This is a genomic window from Mesorhizobium sp., from assembly GCF_017306585.1.
Classification (GTDB): Bacteria; Pseudomonadota; Alphaproteobacteria; order Rhizobiales; family Rhizobiaceae; genus Mesorhizobium.
In genome coordinates this window covers 12,429-33,279 of the sequence record NZ_JAFKIC010000166.1, presented here as the reverse complement: position 1 = coordinate 33,279, position 20,851 = coordinate 12,429, and the positions used below count along the sequence as shown (strand labels likewise).

Annotated in this window: 20 protein-coding genes; 13 read left to right on the top strand and 7 right to left on the bottom strand. The window is 65.2% G+C overall.

Going from position 1 to position 20,851, the window contains the following annotated elements; genetic code table 11:
* Window positions 1-47 precede the first annotated feature (47 nt).
* Window positions 48-2,780 (bottom strand): preprotein translocase subunit SecA, encoded by a 2,733-nt coding sequence (secA, locus tag J0I79_RS19575; protein WP_292862468.1) that lies wholly within the window; start codon window positions 2,778-2,780, stop codon window positions 48-50.
* Window positions 2,781-3,043: 263 nt separating this feature from the next.
* Here secA and J0I79_RS19570 point away from each other — a divergent pair, with 263 nt between their 5' ends.
* Window positions 3,044-3,970, top strand: coding sequence for a peptidylprolyl isomerase (locus J0I79_RS19570; RefSeq protein ID WP_292862465.1), 927 nt, complete (start codon window positions 3,044-3,046; stop codon window positions 3,968-3,970).
* 78 nt (window positions 3,971-4,048) lie between these two features.
* On the opposite strand, the gene J0I79_RS19565 is transcribed toward J0I79_RS19570, so the two are convergent.
* Window positions 4,049-4,648 (bottom strand): TetR/AcrR family transcriptional regulator, encoded by a 600-nt coding sequence (locus J0I79_RS19565; RefSeq protein ID WP_292862462.1) that lies wholly within the window; start codon window positions 4,646-4,648, stop codon window positions 4,049-4,051.
* 107 nt (window positions 4,649-4,755) lie between these two features.
* The gene (locus J0I79_RS19560; protein ID WP_292862459.1) at window positions 4,756-5,982 is read right to left on the bottom strand and encodes a caspase domain-containing protein; all 1,227 of its coding nucleotides are present in this window, start codon (window positions 5,980-5,982) and stop codon (window positions 4,756-4,758) included.
* A gap of 165 nt (window positions 5,983-6,147) precedes the next feature.
* Between J0I79_RS19560 and argJ the strand changes: the two genes are divergently transcribed.
* From argJ to J0I79_RS19535, 5 genes are all read left to right on the top strand, one after another.
* Window positions 6,148-7,389 carry a bifunctional glutamate N-acetyltransferase/amino-acid acetyltransferase ArgJ gene (argJ, locus tag J0I79_RS19555; protein WP_292862456.1) on the top strand — a complete coding sequence of 414 codons (1,242 nt, stop codon included), beginning with the start codon at window positions 6,148-6,150 and terminating at the stop codon, window positions 7,387-7,389.
* Window positions 7,390-7,418: 29 nt separating this feature from the next.
* Complete coding sequence (locus J0I79_RS19550; RefSeq protein WP_292862474.1) at window positions 7,419-8,171, top strand: GNAT family N-acetyltransferase; 753 nt, start codon at window positions 7,419-7,421, stop codon at window positions 8,169-8,171.
* Between the two features lie 8 nt (window positions 8,172-8,179).
* A complete protein-coding gene (locus J0I79_RS19545) occupies window positions 8,180-8,602 on the top strand; it encodes a (deoxy)nucleoside triphosphate pyrophosphohydrolase (RefSeq protein ID WP_292862453.1) in 423 nt (140 codons plus the stop codon).
* Window positions 8,603-8,741: 139 nt separating this feature from the next.
* Window positions 8,742-9,056 (top strand): hypothetical protein, encoded by a 315-nt coding sequence (locus tag J0I79_RS19540; protein ID WP_292862451.1) that lies wholly within the window; start codon window positions 8,742-8,744, stop codon window positions 9,054-9,056.
* Between the two features lie 109 nt (window positions 9,057-9,165).
* Window positions 9,166-9,345 (top strand): Flp family type IVb pilin, encoded by a 180-nt coding sequence (locus J0I79_RS19535; protein ID WP_292862448.1) that lies wholly within the window; start codon window positions 9,166-9,168, stop codon window positions 9,343-9,345.
* Between the two features lie 28 nt (window positions 9,346-9,373).
* Here J0I79_RS19535 and J0I79_RS19530 read toward each other — a convergent pair whose 3' ends face one another.
* Window positions 9,374-10,240 carry a methyltransferase domain-containing protein gene (locus J0I79_RS19530; RefSeq protein WP_292862445.1) on the bottom strand — a complete coding sequence of 289 codons (867 nt, stop codon included), beginning with the start codon at window positions 10,238-10,240 and terminating at the stop codon, window positions 9,374-9,376.
* Between the two features lie 64 nt (window positions 10,241-10,304).
* Here J0I79_RS19530 and J0I79_RS19525 point away from each other — a divergent pair, with 64 nt between their 5' ends.
* The 4 genes from J0I79_RS19525 to J0I79_RS19510 are packed head-to-tail and all read left to right on the top strand — an operon-like array spanning window position 10,305 to window position 12,703.
* Entirely contained in the window at window positions 10,305-11,117 is an 813-nt protein-coding gene (locus J0I79_RS19525) for a ComF family protein (RefSeq protein ID WP_292862443.1), read from the top strand.
* A gap of 26 nt (window positions 11,118-11,143) precedes the next feature.
* Entirely contained in the window at window positions 11,144-11,413 is a 270-nt protein-coding gene (gene grxC, locus J0I79_RS19520) for a glutaredoxin 3 (protein WP_292862440.1), read from the top strand.
* A gap of 10 nt (window positions 11,414-11,423) precedes the next feature.
* Window positions 11,424-12,281: a carbon-nitrogen hydrolase family protein gene (locus tag J0I79_RS19515; protein ID WP_292862438.1), complete on the top strand. Its 858-nt coding sequence runs from the start codon at window positions 11,424-11,426 to the stop codon at window positions 12,279-12,281.
* Window positions 12,278-12,703 carry a DUF1178 family protein gene (locus J0I79_RS19510; RefSeq protein WP_292862435.1) on the top strand — a complete coding sequence of 142 codons (426 nt, stop codon included), beginning with the start codon at window positions 12,278-12,280 and terminating at the stop codon, window positions 12,701-12,703. The genes J0I79_RS19515 and J0I79_RS19510 overlap by 4 nt, the downstream gene beginning before the upstream one ends.
* A 4-nt stretch (window positions 12,704-12,707) precedes the next feature.
* Here J0I79_RS19510 and J0I79_RS19505 read toward each other — a convergent pair whose 3' ends face one another.
* The gene (locus J0I79_RS19505) at window positions 12,708-13,193 is read right to left on the bottom strand and encodes a MarR family transcriptional regulator (RefSeq protein WP_292862432.1); all 486 of its coding nucleotides are present in this window, start codon (window positions 13,191-13,193) and stop codon (window positions 12,708-12,710) included.
* A 100-nt stretch (window positions 13,194-13,293) separates the two neighbouring features.
* On the opposite strand from J0I79_RS19505, the gene J0I79_RS19500 reads away from it, so the two are divergent.
* On the top strand, window positions 13,294-14,184 hold the full coding sequence (locus tag J0I79_RS19500) for a DMT family transporter (RefSeq protein WP_292862429.1): 891 nt from the start codon (window positions 13,294-13,296) through the stop codon (window positions 14,182-14,184).
* 33 nt (window positions 14,185-14,217) lie between these two features.
* On the opposite strand, the gene ubiG is transcribed toward J0I79_RS19500, so the two are convergent.
* Together ubiG and J0I79_RS19490 are read right to left on the bottom strand one after the other, a co-directional pair.
* On the bottom strand, window positions 14,218-14,967 hold the full coding sequence (gene ubiG, locus J0I79_RS19495; RefSeq protein WP_292862426.1) for a bifunctional 2-polyprenyl-6-hydroxyphenol methylase/3-demethylubiquinol 3-O-methyltransferase UbiG: 750 nt from the start codon (window positions 14,965-14,967) through the stop codon (window positions 14,218-14,220).
* Between the two features lie 103 nt (window positions 14,968-15,070).
* Window positions 15,071-16,909: a CHASE3 domain-containing protein gene (locus tag J0I79_RS19490; protein WP_292862471.1), complete on the bottom strand. Its 1,839-nt coding sequence runs from the start codon at window positions 16,907-16,909 to the stop codon at window positions 15,071-15,073.
* A 259-nt stretch (window positions 16,910-17,168) separates the two neighbouring features.
* Here J0I79_RS19490 and J0I79_RS19485 point away from each other — a divergent pair, with 259 nt between their 5' ends.
* A complete protein-coding gene (locus J0I79_RS19485) occupies window positions 17,169-18,422 on the top strand; it encodes an aspartate kinase (RefSeq protein WP_137930562.1) in 1,254 nt (417 codons plus the stop codon).
* Window positions 18,423-18,503: 81 nt separating this feature from the next.
* Window positions 18,504-20,774, top strand: a complete 2,271-nt coding sequence (ptsP, locus tag J0I79_RS19480) for a phosphoenolpyruvate--protein phosphotransferase (protein ID WP_292862423.1) — start codon at window positions 18,504-18,506, stop codon at window positions 20,772-20,774.
* The last annotated feature ends 77 nt before the right edge of the window (window positions 20,775-20,851 follow it).

The following is a 20,851-nucleotide window of genomic DNA, read 5'->3' as shown; positions in this document are numbered from 1 at the left end:
GGCACCTTCTCCCCGTATAGGGACGGGGAGAAGGAAAGCGCCGCGCCTTACGCAAACGCGCCGTGGCAGTGCTTGTATTTCTTGCCGGAGCCGCAGGGGCAAGCTTCGTTGCGGCCGACCTTGCCCCAGGTGGTGGGGTTGTTCGGGTCGCGGTCTTCCGGCGCGACGATCGCGTTGCTTTCCTGACGGACCAGAAGGGCCGTTTCGCCGCCCTGGAAGTCGTCCTCGCCGGTCGAGCCGTCGATGTGGCTGCCGAACATGTCGGGCGCTTCGGGGGGCGGGGCTTCGGCGGCCTGGCGGACCAGTTCGACGCGCATCAGCTGCGCGGTAACCGCTTGGCGCAGATTGCCCAGCATGGCCTGGAACAGCTCGAAGGCCTCGCCCTTGTATTCCTGCAGCGGATCGCGCTGGGCATAGCCGCGGAAGCCGACGACCGAGCGCAGATGATCGAGATTGACGATGTGCTCGCGCCACAGATGGTCGAGCGTCTGCAGCACGACCGAGCGCTCGACATAGGTCATCACTTCAGGCCCGAAGCGCTCGGCGCGCTCCTTGGCGGCGGCCTCGGCGGCGGCACTGACGCGCTCGCGGATATCATCCTCGGCGATGCCTTCTTCCTTCACCCACTCCTCGACCGGCAGGTCGAGATTGAGGAATTCGGCGACCTCGGCCTTCAGGCCGGCGACATCCCACTGTTCGGCATAGGCGTTTTCGGGAATGGCCTTGGCGACGATGTCCTCGATGACGCCTTCGCGCATTTCGGCGACCGTCTCGGACAGGCCTTCGCCGTCCATCAGCTCGATGCGCTGCTCGAACACCACCTTGCGCTGGTCGTTGGAGACGTCGTCATATTTCAGCAGGTTCTTGCGGATGTCGAAGTTGCGGGCCTCGACCTTCTTCTGCGCCTTTTCCAGCGCCTTGTTGATCCAGGGATGGATGATGGCCTCGTCTTCCTTGAGGCCGAGCTTCTGCAGCATGCCGTCCATGCGTTCGGAGCCGAAGATGCGCATCAGATCATCCTGCAGCGACAGGAAGAACTTCGAGCGGCCGGGGTCGCCCTGGCGGCCGGAACGGCCACGAAGCTGGTTGTCGATGCGGCGCGATTCATGGCGCTCGGTGGCAAGCACGTAGAGGCCGCCGGCGGCCAGCGCCTTTTCCTTCAGCCTTTCGATGTCGGCATGGATCGCCTTTTCGCGCGCCTCGCGCTCCGGGCCCTGCGGCATGTCGCCCAGTTCCTCCGCGATGCGCATCTCGGCATTGCCGCCGAGCTTGATGTCGGTGCCGCGGCCGGCCATGTTGGTGGCGATGGTGATGGCGCCGGGCTTGCCGGCCTGGGCGACGATGGATGCCTCGCGCTCGTGATGACGGGCGTTCAGCACCTCGAAATCCTTGAAGCCTTCCTTGCGCAGGCGCTCGGCCAACTGCTCGGACTTCTCGATCGAGGTGGTGCCGACCAGCGTCGGCTGGCCCTTGGCGCTGGCCTCGCGGATCTCCTTGACGATCGCCTTGTACTTCTCCTCGACCGTCCGGTAGACCTCGTCGTCCTCGTCCTTGCGGATGACGGGCAGGTTGGTCGGGATTTCGGTGACTTCGAGCCCGTAGATGTTGCCGAATTCCTCGGCCTCGGTCAGCGCCGTGCCGGTCATGCCGGCGAGCTTCTTGTAGAGGCGGAAGTAGTTCTGGAAGGTGACGGAAGCCAGCGTCTGGTTTTCCGGCTGGATCGCCACGTGCTCCTTGGCTTCGAGAGCCTGGTGCAGGCCTTCCGAATAGCGGCGGCCGGGCATCATGCGGCCGGTGAACTCGTCGATGATGACGATCTCGCCGTTGCGCACGATATAGTCCTTGTCGCGCTGGAACAGGCGGTGCGCCTTCAGCGCGTTGTTGACGTGGTGGACGATGGCGACGTTCTCGACGTCGTAGAGCGACTCGCCCTTCAGCAGGCCGGCCGCGCGCAGCATGTTCTCCAGCTTCTCGGTGCCTTCCTCGGTGAAGATCGAGGTCTTCTGCTTCTCGTCTATCTCATAATCCTGCGGCTGCAGCTGGATGATGAAGGTGTCGATGGTGTTGTACATTTCCGAGCGGTCCTCAAGCGGACCGGAAATGATCAGCGGCGTGCGCGCCTCGTCGACCAGGATCGAATCGACTTCGTCGACGATCGCGTAGTTGTGGCCGCGCTGCACCATCTGGGCGCGCTCATACTTCATGTTGTCGCGCAGATAGTCGAACCCGAGCTCGTTGTTGGTGGCGTAGGTGACATCGGCTTCGTAGGCGACGCGGCGCTCCTCGTCGGACAGGCCATGCACGATGATGCCCACCGACAGGCCGAGGAATTTGTAGACGCGGCCCATCCATTCGGCGTCGCGCGTGGCAAGGTAGTCGTTGACGGTGACGACGTGGACGCCATTGCCGGCGAGCGCGTTGAGGTAGACCGGCAATGTGGCGACCAGGGTCTTGCCCTCGCCGGTGCGCATTTCGGCGATGCCGCCATTGTGCAGCACCATGCCGCCGATCAGCTGGACGTCGAAGGGGCGCATGCCGAGCACACGGCGCGCCGCCTCGCGAGCGGTGGCAAAGGCCGGTATCAGAAGATCGTCAAGGCTGGCGCCGTTGGCGATGTCCTGGCGGAATTTCACCGTGCGGCCGGCAAGCTCGGCATCCGAGAGCGCCCGCATCTCGTTTTCCATGGCGTTGATCGCCTCGACACGGGGCCGGGTCGATTTGACCCGGCGGTCGTTGGAGGAACCGAAAACCTTACGGGCGAGACCGCCGAGACTGACCATCCAATGGTCCTTTCGATAGAATTCTCAATCTTCGAGACGAGCGCCGGCCGGCCCCATCACATCCGCGTGATTGCATCGCCTGAATGGGGGCAAACGCAAAAAGCGCCCGGAAAACGGTTCTGGACGCCAAGTCGTTGGACAGATAAGAGGGGGCTCAACTGATGTCAACGCCGCGCTGGCTCTGCCGGTCGCGCCAAATTCCGCCACAATCTGGCTGATCTGGAAGCCACCCCTCCTTATAATCCTTCACCGGAGTCATCCTTATGCCCCTGATGTTCAGCCGTGCGTCGCTTGCCAGCCTTGGCCTGGCCTTCGGCCTGTCGGCTCTTTGCCTGTCGCCCTTGATGGCGCAGGATACCGCTCCCGCCCCGGCTGCCCCGGCGGATGCCGCCGCGCCGGCCGCGGCGCCGGTCGACCCCAATGCGGTCGTCGCCACGGTCAATGGCCAGCCTCTGACCGAAGCCGACCTGACGCTTGCCGAGGGCGAGCTGTCGCAGCAGTTCGCGCAGCTGCCGCCCGAACAGCGCCGCGCCGCCGCGCTCTCGGCCGCGATCGAAATCCGCGTGATGGCCGCCAAGGCGGTCGCCGATGGTCTCGACAAGGATGCCGACTTCCAGCGCCGCATGGCCTTCCTGCAGGAGCGCGCGCTGCATGGCGAGATGGTCGAGAAGGGCGTTGTCGACAAGGTCACGGATGCCGAGGTTCGCGCCCGCTACGACCAGGAAATCGCCAACACGCCGCCGGTCAACGAGGTGCATGCCCGTCACATCCTCGTGAAGACGAAGGAAGAGGCCGAGGCGATCATCAAGCAACTCGACGGCGGCGCTGACTTCCAGAAGCTCGCCAACGAACACACCAGCGACCCCTCGGGCAAGTCCAATGGCGGTGATCTCGGCTGGTTCGGCCCTGGCCAGATGGTGCCGGAGTTCGACAAGGCGGCCTTCGCGCTCGAGGTCGGCAAGTACACCGAGCAGCCGGTGCAGACCCAGTTCGGCTGGCACGTGATCAAGCTCGAGGACAAGCGCGCCAAGCAGCCGCCGGCGTTCGACGACGTCAAGGACCAGGCCAAGCAGGCGGTCATCCGCGACAAGTATTTCGCCCTGGTGAAGTCGCTGCGCGCGGACGCCAAGGTCGAAATTCCGGACGCCAAGCTGAAGCAGGCGGTCGATACGTTGGAAGGCGGCAAGTAAGCCGATCGAACTCCTCGACACAAAGGCGCGGCGGCCATAGGGCGCCGCGCCTTTTTCGTGGGCGAATGCCAGCCCCAACTATCTGACCGGCGTCCCGATGCCGCGCAGCAGATAGCGGACCACCTTGCGTATCGCCGCCTCCGGCTCGTCGAGCCGGTTGGTCAGCAGATGCCGCCAGGCGTAGGAAGCCACGAGATCGGCGACCACGGCCTCATCGATATCGGCCGCGACTTCACCTCTCGCCCTGGCGCGCTCGATGATCTGGCCGGTATGGGCGCGGCGCCCGGCGGCATAGCCGGCAAGGGCGGCCGCCGCCGTCTCATCCGACTGCGCCTCGGCGATCAGTGACCTGAACACACTGCCCGACGATGTCTCGCGCCAGTGCGCGAACAGGCTCATCAGGAAGCCGGCGAGATCCTCTTCCAGGCTCCCGGTATCGGGAACGTCGACGCGCTTCTGGCGCTGGTAGACTTCGAGCAGGAGTGCGGCCTTGCTTGGCCACCAGCGATAGATTGTCGGCTTGCCGGCGCGGGCGCGACGGGCCACCGCTTCGATTGAGAATCCGGGATAGCCGGCCTCGACCAGCACCGCTTCGGCCGCTTCCAGAATGGCTTCGGCGCTGTCGGGATTACGCTTTGCCCCTATCGATCTGCGTGCCGGATCAGCGCTCTCGGCCATCCTGTCGTCCTTGTTTCAATTTCACCGGCAATGGTAGGTGATCCGGTGATGAAACGAAACGCCCCGTTTTCGGCGGAGGGCCGGCGCCGGTCGGTCAGCAATGTTCTTCACATCGCCTGCGATGTCTCCGACACGATGCGCCATCCCTGTTCGGTCTTGATCAGTTCCAGCGTCACGCGCGCCTTGCCGGCCACGCGTGCCACCGATTTGTCCTTTGGGGTGTAGTCGTAGCTCATGGCAAAAACGGCCTGGGCGCTGCTCTCGCCGTGCGGTGTAACCTCCAGGGTGCCTGGCTCCAGGCCGAGCGACCATGACGCCCATTGCGCGAACCAGTCACTCTTCACCTTCGCAAGCGTCTCGGCATCATAGGGCGTGCCGAAGACAGTGGCGGATGGCCCATAGAGCCGTTTGACGGCGCTGCGCATATCCCTGGTGTCCGGCGACAGGTAGTCGTCGCGCAGGAATGTCTCGATCGAGCTCTTGTCGTCGCCCACGGAGCGCTCCGCCGTCGCCATCTGGGTGGCCGGCGCCGGCTCGGCCGCCGGCTTGGGCGCGGGGGCAGGGCCTTCGCCCGGCACGAATTCGAAGCGCTCCAGCAGCGAGCCCTGTTCCCACGGGCGCTGGGCCTCACGCGTCTGCGAGACCACGTCGCGGCGCACCGCGATCATCATGTCGTTGATGCTCTGGCCGGGTTCGGCGATATGGCGCAGCAGCGCCTGGGCGAAGGGGGAGTTGCGCCCGGTCCCGTCCATGGCGACGGCACCCGGAGCGGTCGAGAAGGCGATGAAGGAGCCGCGTGTCGAATCGAACTGCGCCAGCCCCGCCAGCGCCGTCGCTGAGCGGGTGGATGCGCTTCGACTGAGACTGCGGGCGAACGGATTGTTGCGGCAGGCGTCGAGAAACACCAGGCTGACCTTGGTCTGCTGTTCCATGATGTCGAGAACCTCGTCGATCGGCACCGCCTCGAGCTGCAGCTTGACCGGCATGTCCAGCCGCGCGTCGACCGGCACGATGTAGTTGCGCCCGTCGACCTGCAGGCCATGGCCGGCATAGTAGAACAGCCCGACGCCGGCGCCTTCGAGCGCATCGGAGAACTCGCCGATGCTGCGCTCGAGTTCGCGCTTGCCGAGATCGTTGCCTTCGATGACCTCGAAGCCGATGGAGCGCAGCTTGTCGGCGATGTCGAGCGCGTCGTTGACCGGATTGGCCAGCGTGCCGGCTTCCGCGTAAGTGCCATTGCCGATGACCAGCGCCACGCGCCGAGCCGGCTCGGCGTCGGCGCCTAGCAGTAAAAGTCCCAGAAATGCCCAAGCGAGGATGACAAGCCTGCCCATGAGGCGCGATCATAGCGCCACAGGCCCCGGCCACGCCAACAGATTTGAAATGCAGGCTTAATCCGCAGCTGTTGCCTCGGTCAGGCGCGGCGAAAACGCCCTTGCACGCGCGCGCCGTATCGGGCAAACCGGCCTTCCCTTGCGATTTTCCCGCCCGAGGTCCCCATGTCCACGACGATTTCACCGCTCGCGCCGAAGAAATACCCCAAGATGCCCGTCATCGAAGGGGTGCGCATCGCCACCGCCGAGGCGGGGATAAAGTACAAGAACCGCACCGACCTGCTGGCCATGGTGTTCGATCCCGGCACCGCCGTTGCCGGCGTGTTCACCAGGTCGAAATGCCCCTCGGCGCCGGTCGATTTCTGCCGCCAGAACCTGGGCGCGGGCAAGGCCCGGGTACTGATCGTCAATTCCGGCAACGCGAATGCCTTTACCGGCAAGAAGGGCCGCGAATCCACCGCGCTGACCGGCGAGGCGGCGGCCAAGGCCGCCGGTTGCACGGCGGGCGAGGTCTTCCTGGCCTCGACCGGTGTCATCGGCGAGCCGCTCGACACCACCAGGTTCAGCCATCTGCTGGCCGGGCTGGTCAGCGACGGCAAGCCGGATCTGTGGACCGAGGCGGCCAAGGCCATCATGACCACCGACACCTATCCCAAGGTGGCGACGCAGACTGTGAAGCTCGGCGACACCGATGTCACCATCAACGGCATCTCCAAGGGCGCCGGCATGATCGCCCCCGACATGGCGACGATGCTGTCCTTCATCGCCACCGACGCGCCGATCGCGGCACCCGTGCTGCAGGACCTGCTGTCGCGCGGCACGGCCAAGACCTTCAACGCCGTCACTGTCGACAGCGACACCTCGACCAGCGACACGCTGCTGATCTTCGCCACCGGCAAGGCCGCCAAGCGCGGCGCGCCCGAGATCACCGACGCCAAGGATGCCCGCCTCGGCGGGTTTCGCCGGGCGCTCGGCAAGGTGCTGAAGTCGCTCGCCCTGCAAGTGGTGCGCGACGGCGAGGGCGCCCGCAAGCAGGTCGAGGTCACCGTGACCGGCGCGAAGTCGGCGCGCTCGGCCAAGCGCATCGCGCTGTCGATCGCCAATTCGCCGCTGGTCAAGACCGCGGTTGCCGGCGAGGACGCCAATTGGGGCCGCGTCGTCATGGCCGTCGGCAAGGCCGGCGAGCCGGCGGACCGCGACAGGCTGTCGATCTGGTTCGGCGACAACCGGCTGGCGCATGAGGGCGAGCGCGACCCGGCCTATTCGGAGGAGAAGCCCTCCGCCTACATGAAGCGCGACGATATCCGCATCCGCGCCGATATCGGCATCGGCCGCGGCAAGGCCACGGTCTGGACCTGCGACCTGACCAAGGAATATGTCGCCATCAACGGCGACTACCGGAGCTGAGCGCCTTGGTTTCGCGCCACCCGGCAAGCATGCTCGCGACGGTGCGCCGCTACGAGGCGGCGGGTTTTCGCGCCTGGCCGGCCGCCGCCGTCCACTATGACGGGACCTGGGTGGTGCGGCTGACCGCCGGCCATCCGGCCAAACGGCTGAACTCGGTCAATCCGCTCGATCCCGGCGACATCCAGCACATCGCCGACCGCATCGGCCGCGCCAGCCGCCGTTTCGATGCCTATGGCCGGCCGCTGACGTTCCGCATGTCGCCGCTTTCAGGTCCCGACCTTGCCGGCCATCTCGACAAGGAAGGCTGGAGCCGGTTCGACGAATCGCTGGTCATGCGGCTGCCGCTGGCCGCGGCGCAACTCGACGCCGCCATGGACCAGATACCGCTCAAGGACATCAGCCGCTTCATCGGCGCGTCGCTCAAGGTCAGCGGTTCGGATGTTTCGCTGCGGCCCGGCCTGTCCGAGATCATCGGCGCCATCCAGCCCGAGGCAGGGCTGTTCGCGCTCGAGGAGGGAGCGGAACCGCTGGCGACGCTGATCTGCGTGCACGATGGCGACCTTGCGGGCCTGTTCGAGGTCGCCGTCGACAAGTCCGCGCGCAACAAGGGGCACGGCCGTAACCTGATCCTGTCGGCGCTGAAATGGGCACGGCTGCGCGGCGCTCGTGAAGCCTGGCTCCAGGTCGAGGCCGGCAATGCGCCGGCGCTGGCGCTCTATCGCTCGCTCGGCTTCGAGGAAGTCTATCGCTACCACTACCGGCGGCCGCCGGGGCATGAGTGAGATTGGGCATGAATGATCTGCCAAATCCCGGCAAGCGCCTGCTGCTGGTCGCTGCCTGCGCGCTGGTCGACGCCGACGGCCGCGTGCTGCTGGCGCAGCGGCCGCCGGGCAAGCAGCTTGCCGGGCTTTGGGAGTTTCCGGGCGGCAAGGTCGAGCCCGGCGAGACGCCCGAACAGTGCATCATCCGCGAACTGCATGAGGAGATCGGCATCGAGACCGAAATCCCGTGCCTGGCGCCGCTGACCTTCGCCAGCCATTCCTATGACGATTTCCATCTCCTGATGCCGCTGTTTGTCTGCCGTCGTTTCCGCGGCATCGCCCAGCCTCGGGAAGGGCAGGCGCTGAAATGGGTGCGGCCAAAGCAGATGCGCGACTATCCGATGCCGCCGGCCGACGCGCCGCTGATCCCCTTCCTGATCGACCTTCTTTGAGGGACGGATAGCTGAGCATCAGGCGGCGGACGCAAGGGCCACCCATATCAGCCAGCGTTAATGGAAGATTTATCTGATCGTGAAAAATTGATGCAGGGCCGTGTTCGTCGCGGCCACCGATTGCGTGGAGAGCGACAGGATGAGCCTGGACAGGGATTGGGATTCGATCCGGCCTGAGCGCGGCTTTCGCGCCGCCGATGCCGGCATGGGCATCCTGCGCATAACGCTGCTGTTCGGGTCCGCCGCGGTGGCGCTGGCGTTGATCGCGACGCCGTTCCTCGACAGCCAGACGCGTTCGCAGTCGGCTCGCGATGATTTTCCCGGCCTAGACATGACGGCCACCGGGTCGATCAGCCATCGCGGCACCTATACGGTGCGGCGCAGCGTGTTGCAGCCCGAGCCTGGCTCGGTCTGCATCATCGGGTCCGACGGCAAGACCAGCGGCGACTGCTGACATGGTTAAGACATTTTGGAGAGCCGGCGGTTTCACCGCCCGTTAAGCCTTTGCCGTTAACCTTTCTTAACAGATCGGCGGTAAGGTTGTGGCAAGGGGGATTGAGCCTATGACAACCGTGCTGCTGCGATTTCTGAAGGACGAGAACGGCGCCACGGCCGTCGAATACGCCCTGATCGTCTGCGTGCTGTCGCTGACGATCATTGGCGGCATCGGCCAGGTTTTCAACCAGCTCACGTGGTTGTTCAGCAACAACACCAGCAGGCTTGCGAACGCGTTCGCGCCATGACCTTGGACCGTCCGCACCGGCGGACTGCCTATTGCCCTTCTTCGAGTATCGTCTTCAGCGAGACCTTGGCTGAGCCAGGCTTGAGTGGCTTCTGCTGTGATGCATCCGGCGCCCAGCCGGACAGCCAGACCATCGAGAAGCTCGCCCGGATACGGCCGTCGTGGTCGGAGAAACGTTCCGCGTAGATTTCGGCGGCGCGGGCAAACAGCCTGCGCGAGCCCGGTCGCCGGCTGCGATCGGCAAGCGCGCTGGTTTCACCCATGGCGCGCAGGTCAGCCATCAGCGCGAACAGATTGGCGTAGCGCACGGTCACCGTCTCTACATCGGCCACCGGCAGGGCAAAGCCGGCGCGCTGCAGCAGAGCGCCGGCATCGCGCACGTCGGTGAACGGGGTGACGCGCGGGCTGGCGCCGCCGTAAAGCTCGGTCTCGGCCGCAAGCAGGCTTTCGCGCAGTTCGCCGAGCGTTCCGGCGCCGGCAAAGGCGCCGAGGAAGAGCCCGTCCGGCCGCAGCGCACGGCGGATCTGTATCAGCATGCCGGGGATGTCGTTCATTGCCTGGAGCGACAGGAGCGAGACCGCGAGGTCGAGGCTTTGTGGCTCGAACGGCACGGCTTCCAAAGGGGCGATGCGACCGGGGCCGCCATCCAGGAAAGCAGCGTCCGCCTCGATACGGTCGACATCGGCCGCCTTGCCGCTCGCCGCGAGGACACCGGCGGCGGCTGACGTCTGGCAAAACAACGCCGCGGCCTTGCCAAACCTGCGCTCGACGGCGCCCAGCCTGTCGGCGAGGTCCTCGGCCGCGCGGTTCATCAGGAAATCCGCGCCTTCGGACGGATGGATGAGCGCACGCCGCTTGTGCGCCAGCCACAGGGGGGTGTCCAATATGGGCTGCAACGGATGGGTCCTTGTTTGTCCGCGCCCTGATGTGGTTTGTATAGAGGCGCGGGGAACCAACCACGTGGCCGATCCGATGCCCAAGATCAAGTCCGTCGAGATCGGGAAACTGGCCCGGTCGGCAGCCCGCTCCGCCCTGGGCTGGCCGGCGCGCATCCTGTTTCCGCCGGTTTGCGCGGGTTGCCGCAGGCACGTCTCGCAGCCCGGCGTGCTGTGCGGCGCCTGCTGGCCGAAGCTCAGGCTTCTGGAACGGCCCTGGTGCCCGGTGATGGGCACGCCCTTCACCCACCACATGGGCGAGGGGTTTCTGTCGGCCGAGGCTATCGCCGATCCGCCGCCCTTCGAGCGGGCGCGGGCGGCGGTCGCCTATTCCGGCGTTGCGCGCCAGATGGTGCAGGGGCTGAAATACCAGGACCGCACCGATCTCGCGCCCTGGATGGCGCGCTGGATGGTGCGGGTGGGCGCCGACCTCATCGCCGATGCGGATGTGGTCGTGCCGGTGCCGCTGCACTGGCGGCGTTTTTTCAGACGGCGCTTCAACCAGTCGGCGGAGCTGGCGCGGTCGGTTTGCGAGCTCAGCGGCCTGTCCTTCGCGCCGTCCGCCATGCGGCGCGTGAAACTCACCCGCCAGCAGGTCGGACTGGAGCGGCAGGAACGCGAGGAGAATGTGCGCGCCGCTTTTCGCGTGCCTGATGAGGCCGAGATCGAGATCGCCGGCCGCAGGGTGCTGCTGATCGACGACGTCTACACCACCGGCGCCACCGTGCGTGCAGCGACCAAGGCGCTGAAAAGGGGAGGGGCGGCCGCCGTCGACGTGCTGACCTTCGCCCGCGTGCTGCCGGGGGACTTCCGGGCGGACGAGTCCGCGACTATATAAGTCGGCAACGAAAGTGGAAATCCGTCATGGTCGATGTCACGATCTATACGCGCATGATGTGCGGCTACTGCACGGCGGCCAAGCGGCTGCTGGAGCGCAAGGGTGTCGCCTATACCGAGCACGACGCATCGTTTTCACCGGAACTGCGCCAGGAGATGATTTCGCGCGCCCATGGGCGCACGACCTTCCCGCAGATTTTCATCGGCGAGACACATGTCGGCGGCTGCGACGACCTGCATGAACTTGAAGCCGAAGGCCGGCTCGACAAACTGCTCGCCAACGGTTCGATGATTTGAGGGTGTGACGATGGGTGTTTTCAAGGTGGCGGCGGTGCAGATGCGCTCGGGGACGAGCCCGCAGCGCAATGCTGCTGACATGGAACTGCTGGTGCGCGAGGCGGCGGGCCGGGGCGCGACTTATGTGCAGACTCCCGAAATGACCGGCGCGCTCATCCGCGACAAGCAGGCCGGCGCTGCCGCCTTCACCTCGCAGGATAAGGATGTCGTCGTTTCGACGGCCAGCAAGCTGGCAAGCGAACTCGGCATTTTCCTCCATGTCGGCTCGACGGCCATCCTGCGTGCCGATGGCAAGCTTGCCAATCGCGCCTTTCTGTTCGGCCCGGATGGGGCCACGCTTGCCACCTACGACAAGATCCACATGTTCGATGTCGACCTCGACAATGGCGAGAGCTGGCGCGAATCCGCTTCCTATGAGCCTGGGACCGAAGCCGTCGTGACGGAAGTCGCGGGTGCGAAACTGGGCTTCGCGGTGTGCTACGATTTGCGCTTCCCGCAACTGTTCCGCACCGAGGCGCTGGCTGGCGCCAGCCTGTTGACCGTACCGGCCGCATTCACCCGCCAGACCGGCGAGGCACATTGGCATGTGCTGTTGAGAGCGCGCGCCATCGAGAATGGCGCCTATGTCGTGGCAGCGGCGCAGGGCGGTCTGCATGAAGACGGCCGCGAGACCTACGGTCATTCGCTGATCGTCGATCCATGGGGCCGTATCCTGGCCGAAGCCGCCCATGACGAGCCTGGCGTGATCGTCGCCGAGATCGATCCGGCGCAGTCGCTCGCGGCGCGCAGGAAGGTCCCGAATCTCAGGAATGCGCGGGATTTCAGCATCGCCGGTGACATGCCGCGTCTCAGGGGTGCCGCATCTTGATCCGCTTTTCCCTGATCTGCGAAAACGAGCACGAATTCGAGGGCTGGTTTCGCAGCAATGACGATTTCGACAAGCAGAAGAAGCGCGGCTTCGTCGATTGCCCGAGTTGCGGCTCGCACAAGGTTGAGAAGGGGCTGATGGCGCCGGCCGTGTCCACGGCGCGCAAGCAGGAAACCATCGCGCTTGCCATGGGCGAGGCGCAGAAGCAGGCCATGGCGCAGTTGAAGGCGATGGCGGAGAAGGTGCGCGAAAACGCCGACTATGTCGGCGACAAGTTCGCCGAGGAAGCGCGGAAGATCCATTTCGGCGAGGCCGATGCGCGCGGCATCTATGGCGAGGCGACGCTGGAAGAGGCCAAGGGCCTCGCCGATGACGGCGTCGACTTTATGCCGATCCCGGTGTTTCCAGACGACCGGAACTGAGCTTTCAGCCCAGGCTGCCGATCAGCTTTCCCAGCAGGTGCGCGAGTGTGTCGCGCTCGGCAGGTGTGAGCGCCGAGAGGATTTCGTGCTCGTTGGCGACGTGGGCGGTGAGAGCCTCATCGACGAGTTCCAACCCTTTTGCCGTCAGTTGCACGACAATTCCGCGCCGGTCGGTCGGGTGCGGCCCCCGCGCGATCTGTCCGGCCTTTTCCAGCCGGTCGAGCCGCGCGGTCATGGCGCCCGACGTCACCATCGTCGCCTCATAGAGTTCGGTCGGGGTCAACGCATAGGGTGGCCCCGAACGGCGCAGCGTCGCCAGAACGTCGAATTCTCCGGATTGCAGGCCGAAGCGGGCGAAGACAGGAGCCAGCCTGTCGCGCGCGATCAGCGAGGATGCTTCATTCAGGCGCCCGATCACGCCCATCGGCGAGACATCGAGATCCGGCCGCTCCCTGCTCCATTGTTCGATCGCTCTCGCTGCCCGGTCCATTTATCTCGCCATCAAATATCTTGACGTTAAGAATCTTTGCATTATCTTACCCCAAGATAGAGCGGCGGCCAAGTGCCTGCCGCGGATGGTGGGTCGTTCGATGAAGTTTCTCTGGGATTGCGCGCTGGGCCTGCTGGTCGTCACGGGCGGCCTGCTCGGGCTGACGCTGCCTTTCGGCAAGCTCGCCACCGCTGCCGGCGTGCCGGCCATGGTCTGGGCCTTCGTCATCTCGCTCGGCGCCGGCGGCGTGCTGTTGTGCGTGCTTCTGCTGCGCGGCCAGCGCATCCAGTTCACCGCGCACAAGCTGCGTTATTTCTTCATCACGGCGGCGGTGTCCTATGCCGTTCCCAACCTGCTGATGTTCTCGGCCATACCGCATCTGGGCGCCGGCTATACCGGCATCATGTTTACGCTGTCGCCGGTCATCACGCTGGTGTTTTCGATCCTGTTGCGCGTCCGACGCCCCAACATGCTGGGTATCGTTGGCATCGCGGTCGGTTTCGTCGGCGCGGTGATGGTGGCGGCAACGCGCGGCGAGGCCGGCCAGCCCGCCGATTTCTTCTGGGTGGCGATGGGCCTGCTGATCCCTGTCAGCCTTGCCGCCGGCAACATCTACCGCACGGTCGACTGGCCTGAAGGCACCGGACCCATCGAGCTCGCCGTCGGCAGCCACCTGGCGTCGGCGACGCTGCTGCTCGTGGGCATCCTTGCCCTGTTCGGCGTCAAGGCCTTCGCGCCGCTTGGCGGCGTGCCGCTGGTGGTGCTTGCACAGGTCGCGTCGGCTTCGGCGATGTTTGCCTTCTTCTTCAGGCTGCAGGCGGTCGGCGGCCCGGTCTATCTCAGTCAGATCGGCTATGTCGCGGCGGCCGTTGGGCTGTTTGCCGGCACGATCTTCCTGGGCGAACATTATCAGCTGCTGACCTGGGTGGGGGCGATCATCATCACCGCCGGTGTGTTCATCACCACCAAGGCGCAAAGCCGGAAGGCGTAGCGACACGGTCCATCGGCTTGTGGTGCCGGGGGATCAGACCGATCCCTTTTCCACCAGCACCATGTAGTTGACGTCCATGTCCTTCGAGCGCGCCCAGCGGTCGGCAAGCGGGTTGTAGGTGACACCGGTGCGGTCGATGATGGTCAGGCCGGCGCCGCCAAGCGCCTTTTCCAGCTCTTCCGGGCGCACCAGCTTGCCGAACTGATGGGTGCCGCGCGGCAGCCAGCGCAGCACATACTCGGCGCCGATGATGGCAAGGCCGAGCGCCTTCAGCGTGCGGTTGATGGTGGCCACGAACATGATGCCGCCGGGCCGCACCATCTGCCCGCATTTGGCGACGAACAGATCGATATCGGCGACATGTTCGACCACTTCCATGTTGAGGATGACGTCGAATTTCTCACCGGCGTCGGCGAGATCTTCCGCCGTGGTGGCGCGATAGTCGACGCTGACATTGCCTTCCGCCGCGTGCAGTTTCGCCACCTCGATGTTGGTGGCCGAAGCGTCGGCGCCGACAACTTCGGCGCCGAGCCGCGCCATCGGCTCGCACAGAAGGCCGCCGCCGCAGCCTATGTCGAGGAAGCGCAGGCCCTCGAAAGGCCGCGCCGCGCGCGGATCACGGCCGAAGCGAGCCGCCACCTGGTCGCGTATATAGGCCAGCCGCACCGGGTTGAACTTGTGCAGCGGCCGGAACTTGCCGTTCGGGTTCCACCATTCGGCGGCAAGGGCGGAAAAGCGTTCCACTTCTCCGGCATCGATCGTCGATCGTCGGGGCTCTGGCATCGGTCGGTCTCCTCGGACGCTAGGAAGTCGGGCGCGGGAGCCGGAAAGTCAAGGCAACAATTTTCCATGGTGACAAAGAGGCCCGGCGGCGCGGGCGGCTTGCCTATTTCGCGTCCAGCACGTCGCGCAGCTTGGCGGCCAACTGTTCGATGGTGAATGGCTTGGCCAGGAAGTGCACGTCATGGTCGAGCACGCCATTGTGGACGACTGCATTCCTGGTGAAGCCGGTGGTAAAGACCACTTTGAGCCCGGGTTGGCGCGCCACCGCTTCCTGCGCGAGTTTGCGCCCGTTCATCACCGGCATGACGATATCGGTGAAAAGCAGGGCGATATCGGGTGTCGCGGCCAGCTTCTGAAGCGCCTCCTCGCCGCTGCCGGCATGGATCACGGTGTAGCCCAGTTCGCGCATTGCGTCCGTGGTGGCCGCCCGCACGCGGGCGTCGTCCTCGACGACGAGGATCGTCTCGGTCGCCTTGGCCTCGCTCTTGCCGTGCCCGGCGGGTGTTGCCGGCTCTTCCGCTCCGAAAAAGCGCGGCAGGTAGATCTTGATCGTCGTGCCTTCGCCCGGCTCGGAGTAGATCTTGACGTGGCCGCCGGACTGCTTGACGAAGCCGAACACCTGGCTCAGCCCCAGTCCCGTGCCCTTGTTGACCGGCTTGGTGGTGAAGAAGGGTTCGAAAGCCTTGGCGATGACTTCCGGCGCCATGCCCGCACCGGTATCGGTTACCGCGATCATCACATACTGGCCCGACGTGACTTCGGCATGCGTCGAGGCATAGGCGTCATCGAGATGGCTGTTGGCGGTCTCGATGGTCAGCTTGCCCTCATTGTCCATGGCGTCCCGGGCATTGACGGCCAGGTTGAGGATTGCGTTCTCGATCTGGCTGGAATCGGCATGGGTCTTCCACAGGCCCCCCGCCAGCACGGTTTCGATGCGGATGCCTTCGCCGAGCGCGCGCCGCAGCAGGTCGGACATGCCGGTCACCAGGCGGTTGGCGTCGACGACTTGCGGCGCCAGCGGCTGCAGGCGCGAGAAGGCGAGCAGCCTGGAGGTCAGATTGGCGGCCCGGGTGGCCGCATCCGTCGCGGCCTCGACGAACTTTTCGATGTCGTGCTCACCGCGTTTCAGCTTGCGCTGGGCAAGGTTCATGGCGCTGAGGATCACCGCCAGCATGTTGTTGAAATCGTGGGCGATGCCGCCCGTCAGCTGGCCGACGGCTTCCATCTTGTGCATCTGGCGGATCTGGGATTCGGCTTTCTCGCGCGTCTGGATCTCGTTGCCGAGCTCGATGTTCTTGCGCATCAGCTCTTCCTGGCCAGTGGCCACTTCGCGGAAGCGGCGGCGGGACTCGCGGATCGTGTAGGTGCCGAGCAGGAAGATCGCGATCAGGGCCGTAAGCGAGCCGACGCGCAGCCAGGTCTCGACCTGGTCTGTATGCTCGTCACGCGCCGCCACGGCGGCGGCGCCGATACGCCGGATCGTATCCATGCTGGTCCGGATTTCGTCCATGGCGGCCTTGCCCTGGCCACTGCGGACCAGTTGCAGCGCCTTCGCCGCATCGCCCCGGTCATAGAGGGCGATCGTCTGGGACAACTCGGCCTGCTTCTGCGACAGCGCGTCCTTGATGTGGCTGACCTGAAGGGTGAGCTGGTAGTTCGGGGGTGTCATGGCGTCGATGCGGGCAAGCTGGCCTGGAATAGCGTCGACCGCCTTCTGGTAAGGTTCGAGATACGATCTTTCGCCCGTCAGCAGGTAACCGCGCTGGCCGCTTTCGGCGTCCTGCGCCATCGATAGCAGCCCGGAGAGCTGGTCCTGATATTCGATGGTCTCGCGCGCGGCGGCGCGATTGGCCCTCTGGCCCTCGACCAGCAGGGCGCGCGTGCCGACGATCAGGGCCAGCACCGCGAAGCCGATGACAAGCGGAAGCGACTGCAATCGCATGGCGCGCCGAAGACGAGCGATCATCTGATATGCCGGACCAAAGGAATTCCCCGAAGGCCGCATTTGGTAGGCGGCCCGGAGGCCGAAGGCAATATGCCGTCTTCTTGAACCCGGCAAATCCGCGGCCAGCCTTGCGAAACCTTCATCATTTGGCTAAGGAGGCCGCGCATTCAACGACCGGCGCCAGCCGGGCGTTTTCTTCCGCTTTCGGTACCCCTCCTCGAAAGGGGCCGGCTTCAGTCAAAGGCATCTCGCTCCTATGGCGCGTATCGTGATGAAATTCGGCGGAACATCCGTCGCCGACATCGCCCGCATCCGCAATGTGGCGCGCCACGTCAAACGCGAGGTCGATGCCGGTCACGAGGTTGCCGTGGTGGTGTCGGCCATGGCCGGCAAGACCAATGAGCTGGTGGCCTGGACGCGCGAAGCCTCGCCGATGCACGACGCCCGTGAATATGACGCGGTTGTCGCTTCCGGCGAGCAGGTCACGGCCGGGCTTCTTGCCATCACCTTGCAGAATATGGGCGTGCATGCCCGCTCCTGGCAGGGCTGGCAGATTCCGATCAAGACCGACAACGCGCATGGCGCGGCGCGCATTCTCGACATTGACGGGGCGTTTCTGGTCAAGCGTTTCGGCGAAGGCCAGGTCGCGGTCATAGCCGGGTTCCAGGGCATCGGCCCGGACAACCGCATCGCCACGCTCGGCCGCGGCGGGTCGGACACCAGCGCTGTCGCCATCGCCGCCGCGGTCAAGGCCGACCGCTGCGACATCTATACCGACGTCGACGGGGTCTACACCACCGACCCGCGCATCGAGCCCAAGGCGCGGCGGCTGAACAAGATTTCGTTCGAGGAAATGCTCGAAATGGCATCGCTCGGCGCCAAGGTGCTGCAGGTGCGTTCGGTCGAGCTTGCCATGGTGCACAGGGTGCGTACCTTCGTGCGGTCGTCCTTCGACGATCCCGATGCGCCCGGAATGGGGGATTTGCTCAATCCTCCGGGAACGCTCATTTGCGACGAGGAAGAGATCGTGGAACAGCAGGTCGTCACCGGAATTGCCTACGCCAAGGACGAAGCGCAGATTTCGTTGCGCCGCGTCGGCGACCGCCCTGGCGTCGCCGCCGGAATTTTCGGCCCGCTGGCCGAGGCCAACATCAACGTCGACATGATCGTCCAGAACATCTCCGAGGACGGCAAGTTCACCGACATGACCTTCACCGTGCCTTCCGGCGACGTCGACAAGGCGCTTGCCGTGCTTGACCGCCTGAAGGCCGATGTCGGCTACGATGTCGTGCAGTCGGAAGCCGGCATGTCGAAGGTTTCGGTCATCGGCATCGGCATGAGGAGCCACGCCGGTGTCGCGGCCACCGCCTTCAAGGCGCTGGCGGACAAGGCGATCAACATCCGCGCCATCACCACTTCCGAGATCAAGATTTCGATACTGATCGACGGTCCGTACACCGAACTGGCGGTTCGCACTTTGCATTCCGTCTACGGTCTGGATAAGCAGTAGCAAGACTGAATCAGTTGTTGCGCGCATGCCGGCAGCGGCGGAAACTGCGCCGGCAAGTGTTTCATTGGAGAAGAAGCCGCGATGCGTGACACGGCTGTTGGCCCGCGCGTTCTGCTGAAACGGCTCCGCGAGCTCATGCAAGAGCCGCTGGAGCCGCAGGAGCGGCTTGACCGGATCGTGCGTGATATCGCCTCCAACATGGTCGCCGAAGTCTGCTCGCTCTATGTGCTGCGCGCCGATTCGGTGCTCGAACTCTACGCCACCGAGGGTCTTAACCCGAACGCCGTCCACCTGGCTCAGTTGAGGCTCGGCCAAGGTCTTGTCGGCACCATTGCCGCCAGCGCACGGCCGCTGAACCTGTCCAACGCGCAGGAACACCCGGCCTTCGCCTACCTGCCGGAGACCGGGGAAGAGATCTACAATTCCTTCCTCGGCGTGCCGGTGTTGAGGGCAGGACGCACGCTGGGCGTGCTCGTCGTCCAGAACAAGACCATGCGCCACTATCGCGACGACGAGGTCGAGGCGCTTGAAACCACCGCCATGGTGATCGCCGAGATGATCGCCACCGGCGACCTGGCGCGGCTGACCCGGCCGGGACTGGAACTCGACCTGCGCCGGCCCGTCAGCTTCACCGGCCTGTCCTTCAACGATGGCGTCGGGCTTGGCCATGTCGTGCTGCACGAGCCGCGCATCGTCGTCACCAACCTGTTCAACGAGGACAGCGAGGAAGAGGTCCGGCGGCTGGAAAGCTCGCTGGGTTCCCTGCGCCTATCCATCGACGACATGCTGGAGCGTCGCGACGTCGCCTTCGAGGGCGAGCACCGGCAGGTGCTGGAAGCCTATCGCATGTTCGCCAACGACCGTGGCTGGGTACGGCGCCTGGAAGAGGCGATCCGCAACGGCCTGACGGCGGAAGCGGCGGTGGAGAAGGTGCAGAGCGACATGCGCGCGCGCATGCTGCACATGACCGATCCTTATCTGCGCGAGCGGATGAGCGATTTCGACGATCTGGCCAACCGGCTGCTGCGCCAGTTGATGGGGCGCGGGCCGGAGGATGTCGCGGCCTCGCTGCCCAAGGACGCCATCATCGTCGCCCGCTCCATGGGCGCCGCCGAACTGCTCGACTATCCCCGCGACAAGCTGCGCGGCCTGGTGCTCGAGGATGGCGCCGCCACCAGCCACGTCGTCATCGTCGCGCGCGCCATGGGCATTCCGGTCGCCGGACAGATGAAGGGCGCCGTTTCGATGGCGGAGAACGGCGATGCCATCATCGTCGACGGCGAAGAGGGTGTCATCCACCTTCGCCCCCAGTCCGACCTCGAAGCCGCCTATGCCGAAAAGGTACGGTTCCGCGCGCGCCGGCAGGAAGTCTACCGCGAACTGCGCAAGAAGCCGTCGACGACCAGGGACGGCGTCCAGGTCGATCTCCTGATGAACGCCGGGCTTGCCGTGGACCTGCCTCAGCTCGCCGAGGCGGGCGCCGCCGGCATCGGCCTGTTCCGCACCGAACTCCAGTTTATGGTCGCCTCGACCTTTCCACGCGCCGAGGCGCAGGAAAAGCTCTACCGCGATGTGCTCGAGGCAGCGCGCGGCAAGCCAGTCACTTTCCGCACCATCGACATTGGCGGCGACAAGGTGCTGCCTTACTTCAAGGGCGCTATCCAGGAAGAGAATCCGGCGCTCGGCTGGCGCGCCATCCGGCTGACGCTCGACCGGCCTGGCCTGTTGCGCACGCAGATCCGCGCTTTGCTCAAGGCCAGCGGCGGGCGGGAGCTCAAGCTGATGCTGCCGATGGTGACCGAGCTCGGCGAGATCGCCCAGGCCCGCGAGATCATCGACCGCGAGGTGCGGCACCTGTCGCGCTTCGCCCACCATTTGCCGACCAGCCTCAAGCTGGGCGCCATGCTGGAAGTGCCGTCGCTTCTGTTCCAGCTCGATGAATTGATGAAGGCGGTCGACTTCGTCTCGGTCGGCTCCAACGACCTGTTCCAGTTCGTCATGGCGGTCGACCGTGGCAACACACAACTGGCCAACCGCTTCGACACGCTGTCGGCGCCGTTCCTGCGCGTGCTCAAGCAGATCGCCGATGCCGGCGCCCGCAACCACACGCCGGTGACCTTGTGCGGCGAACTCGCCGGCAAGCCGATTTCGGCGATGGCGCTGATCGGCCTCGGTTTCCGCTCGATCTCGATGTCGCCGGCCTCGATCGGTCCGGTCAAGGCTATGCTGACGGAACTGCCGCTAGAGGAACTGAAGAGGTTCTTCGACGACAATCTGATGGCGCCCACGCAGGGGATGCCGATGCGGGCGCTGCTGCAGGCCTTCGCCGACGACCGTTCCATCCCGCTCTAGATTCACGTGAGGGCGGTCTGCAAATGACGATTTTCTGCGCTTCCGGTGCTCATGTACCTGAATGTACATTCCGCTCC

What these genes read in the sequence shown, in the direction of transcription:
- secA (WP_292862468.1), bottom strand. Translation starts at nt 2,780, where the DNA reads ATGGTCAGTCTCGGCGGTCTCGCCCGTAAGGTTTTCGGTTCCTCCAAC.
- J0I79_RS19570 (WP_292862465.1), top strand. Translation starts at nt 3,044, where the DNA reads ATGCCCCTGATGTTCAGCCGTGCGTCGCTTGCCAGCCTTGGCCTGGCC.
- J0I79_RS19565 (WP_292862462.1), bottom strand. Translation starts at nt 4,648, where the DNA reads ATGGCCGAGAGCGCTGATCCGGCACGCAGATCGATAGGGGCAAAGCGT.
- J0I79_RS19560 (WP_292862459.1), bottom strand. Translation starts at nt 5,982, where the DNA reads ATGGGCAGGCTTGTCATCCTCGCTTGGGCATTTCTGGGACTTTTACTG.
- argJ (WP_292862456.1), top strand. Translation starts at nt 6,148, where the DNA reads ATGTCCACGACGATTTCACCGCTCGCGCCGAAGAAATACCCCAAGATG.
- J0I79_RS19550 (WP_292862474.1), top strand. Translation starts at nt 7,419, where the DNA reads ATGCTCGCGACGGTGCGCCGCTACGAGGCGGCGGGTTTTCGCGCCTGG.
- J0I79_RS19545 (WP_292862453.1), top strand. Translation starts at nt 8,180, where the DNA reads ATGAATGATCTGCCAAATCCCGGCAAGCGCCTGCTGCTGGTCGCTGCC.
- J0I79_RS19540 (WP_292862451.1), top strand. Translation starts at nt 8,742, where the DNA reads ATGAGCCTGGACAGGGATTGGGATTCGATCCGGCCTGAGCGCGGCTTT.
- J0I79_RS19535 (WP_292862448.1), top strand. Translation starts at nt 9,166, where the DNA reads ATGACAACCGTGCTGCTGCGATTTCTGAAGGACGAGAACGGCGCCACG.
- grxC (WP_292862440.1), top strand. Translation starts at nt 11,144, where the DNA reads ATGGTCGATGTCACGATCTATACGCGCATGATGTGCGGCTACTGCACG.
- J0I79_RS19515 (WP_292862438.1), top strand. Translation starts at nt 11,424, where the DNA reads ATGGGTGTTTTCAAGGTGGCGGCGGTGCAGATGCGCTCGGGGACGAGC.
- J0I79_RS19505 (WP_292862432.1), bottom strand. Translation starts at nt 13,193, where the DNA reads ATGGACCGGGCAGCGAGAGCGATCGAACAATGGAGCAGGGAGCGGCCG.
- J0I79_RS19500 (WP_292862429.1), top strand. Translation starts at nt 13,294, where the DNA reads ATGAAGTTTCTCTGGGATTGCGCGCTGGGCCTGCTGGTCGTCACGGGC.
- ubiG (WP_292862426.1), bottom strand. Translation starts at nt 14,967, where the DNA reads ATGCCAGAGCCCCGACGATCGACGATCGATGCCGGAGAAGTGGAACGC.
- J0I79_RS19490 (WP_292862471.1), bottom strand. Translation starts at nt 16,909, where the DNA reads ATGCGATTGCAGTCGCTTCCGCTTGTCATCGGCTTCGCGGTGCTGGCC.
- J0I79_RS19485 (WP_137930562.1), top strand. Translation starts at nt 17,169, where the DNA reads ATGGCGCGTATCGTGATGAAATTCGGCGGAACATCCGTCGCCGACATC.
- ptsP (WP_292862423.1), top strand. Translation starts at nt 18,504, where the DNA reads ATGCGTGACACGGCTGTTGGCCCGCGCGTTCTGCTGAAACGGCTCCGC.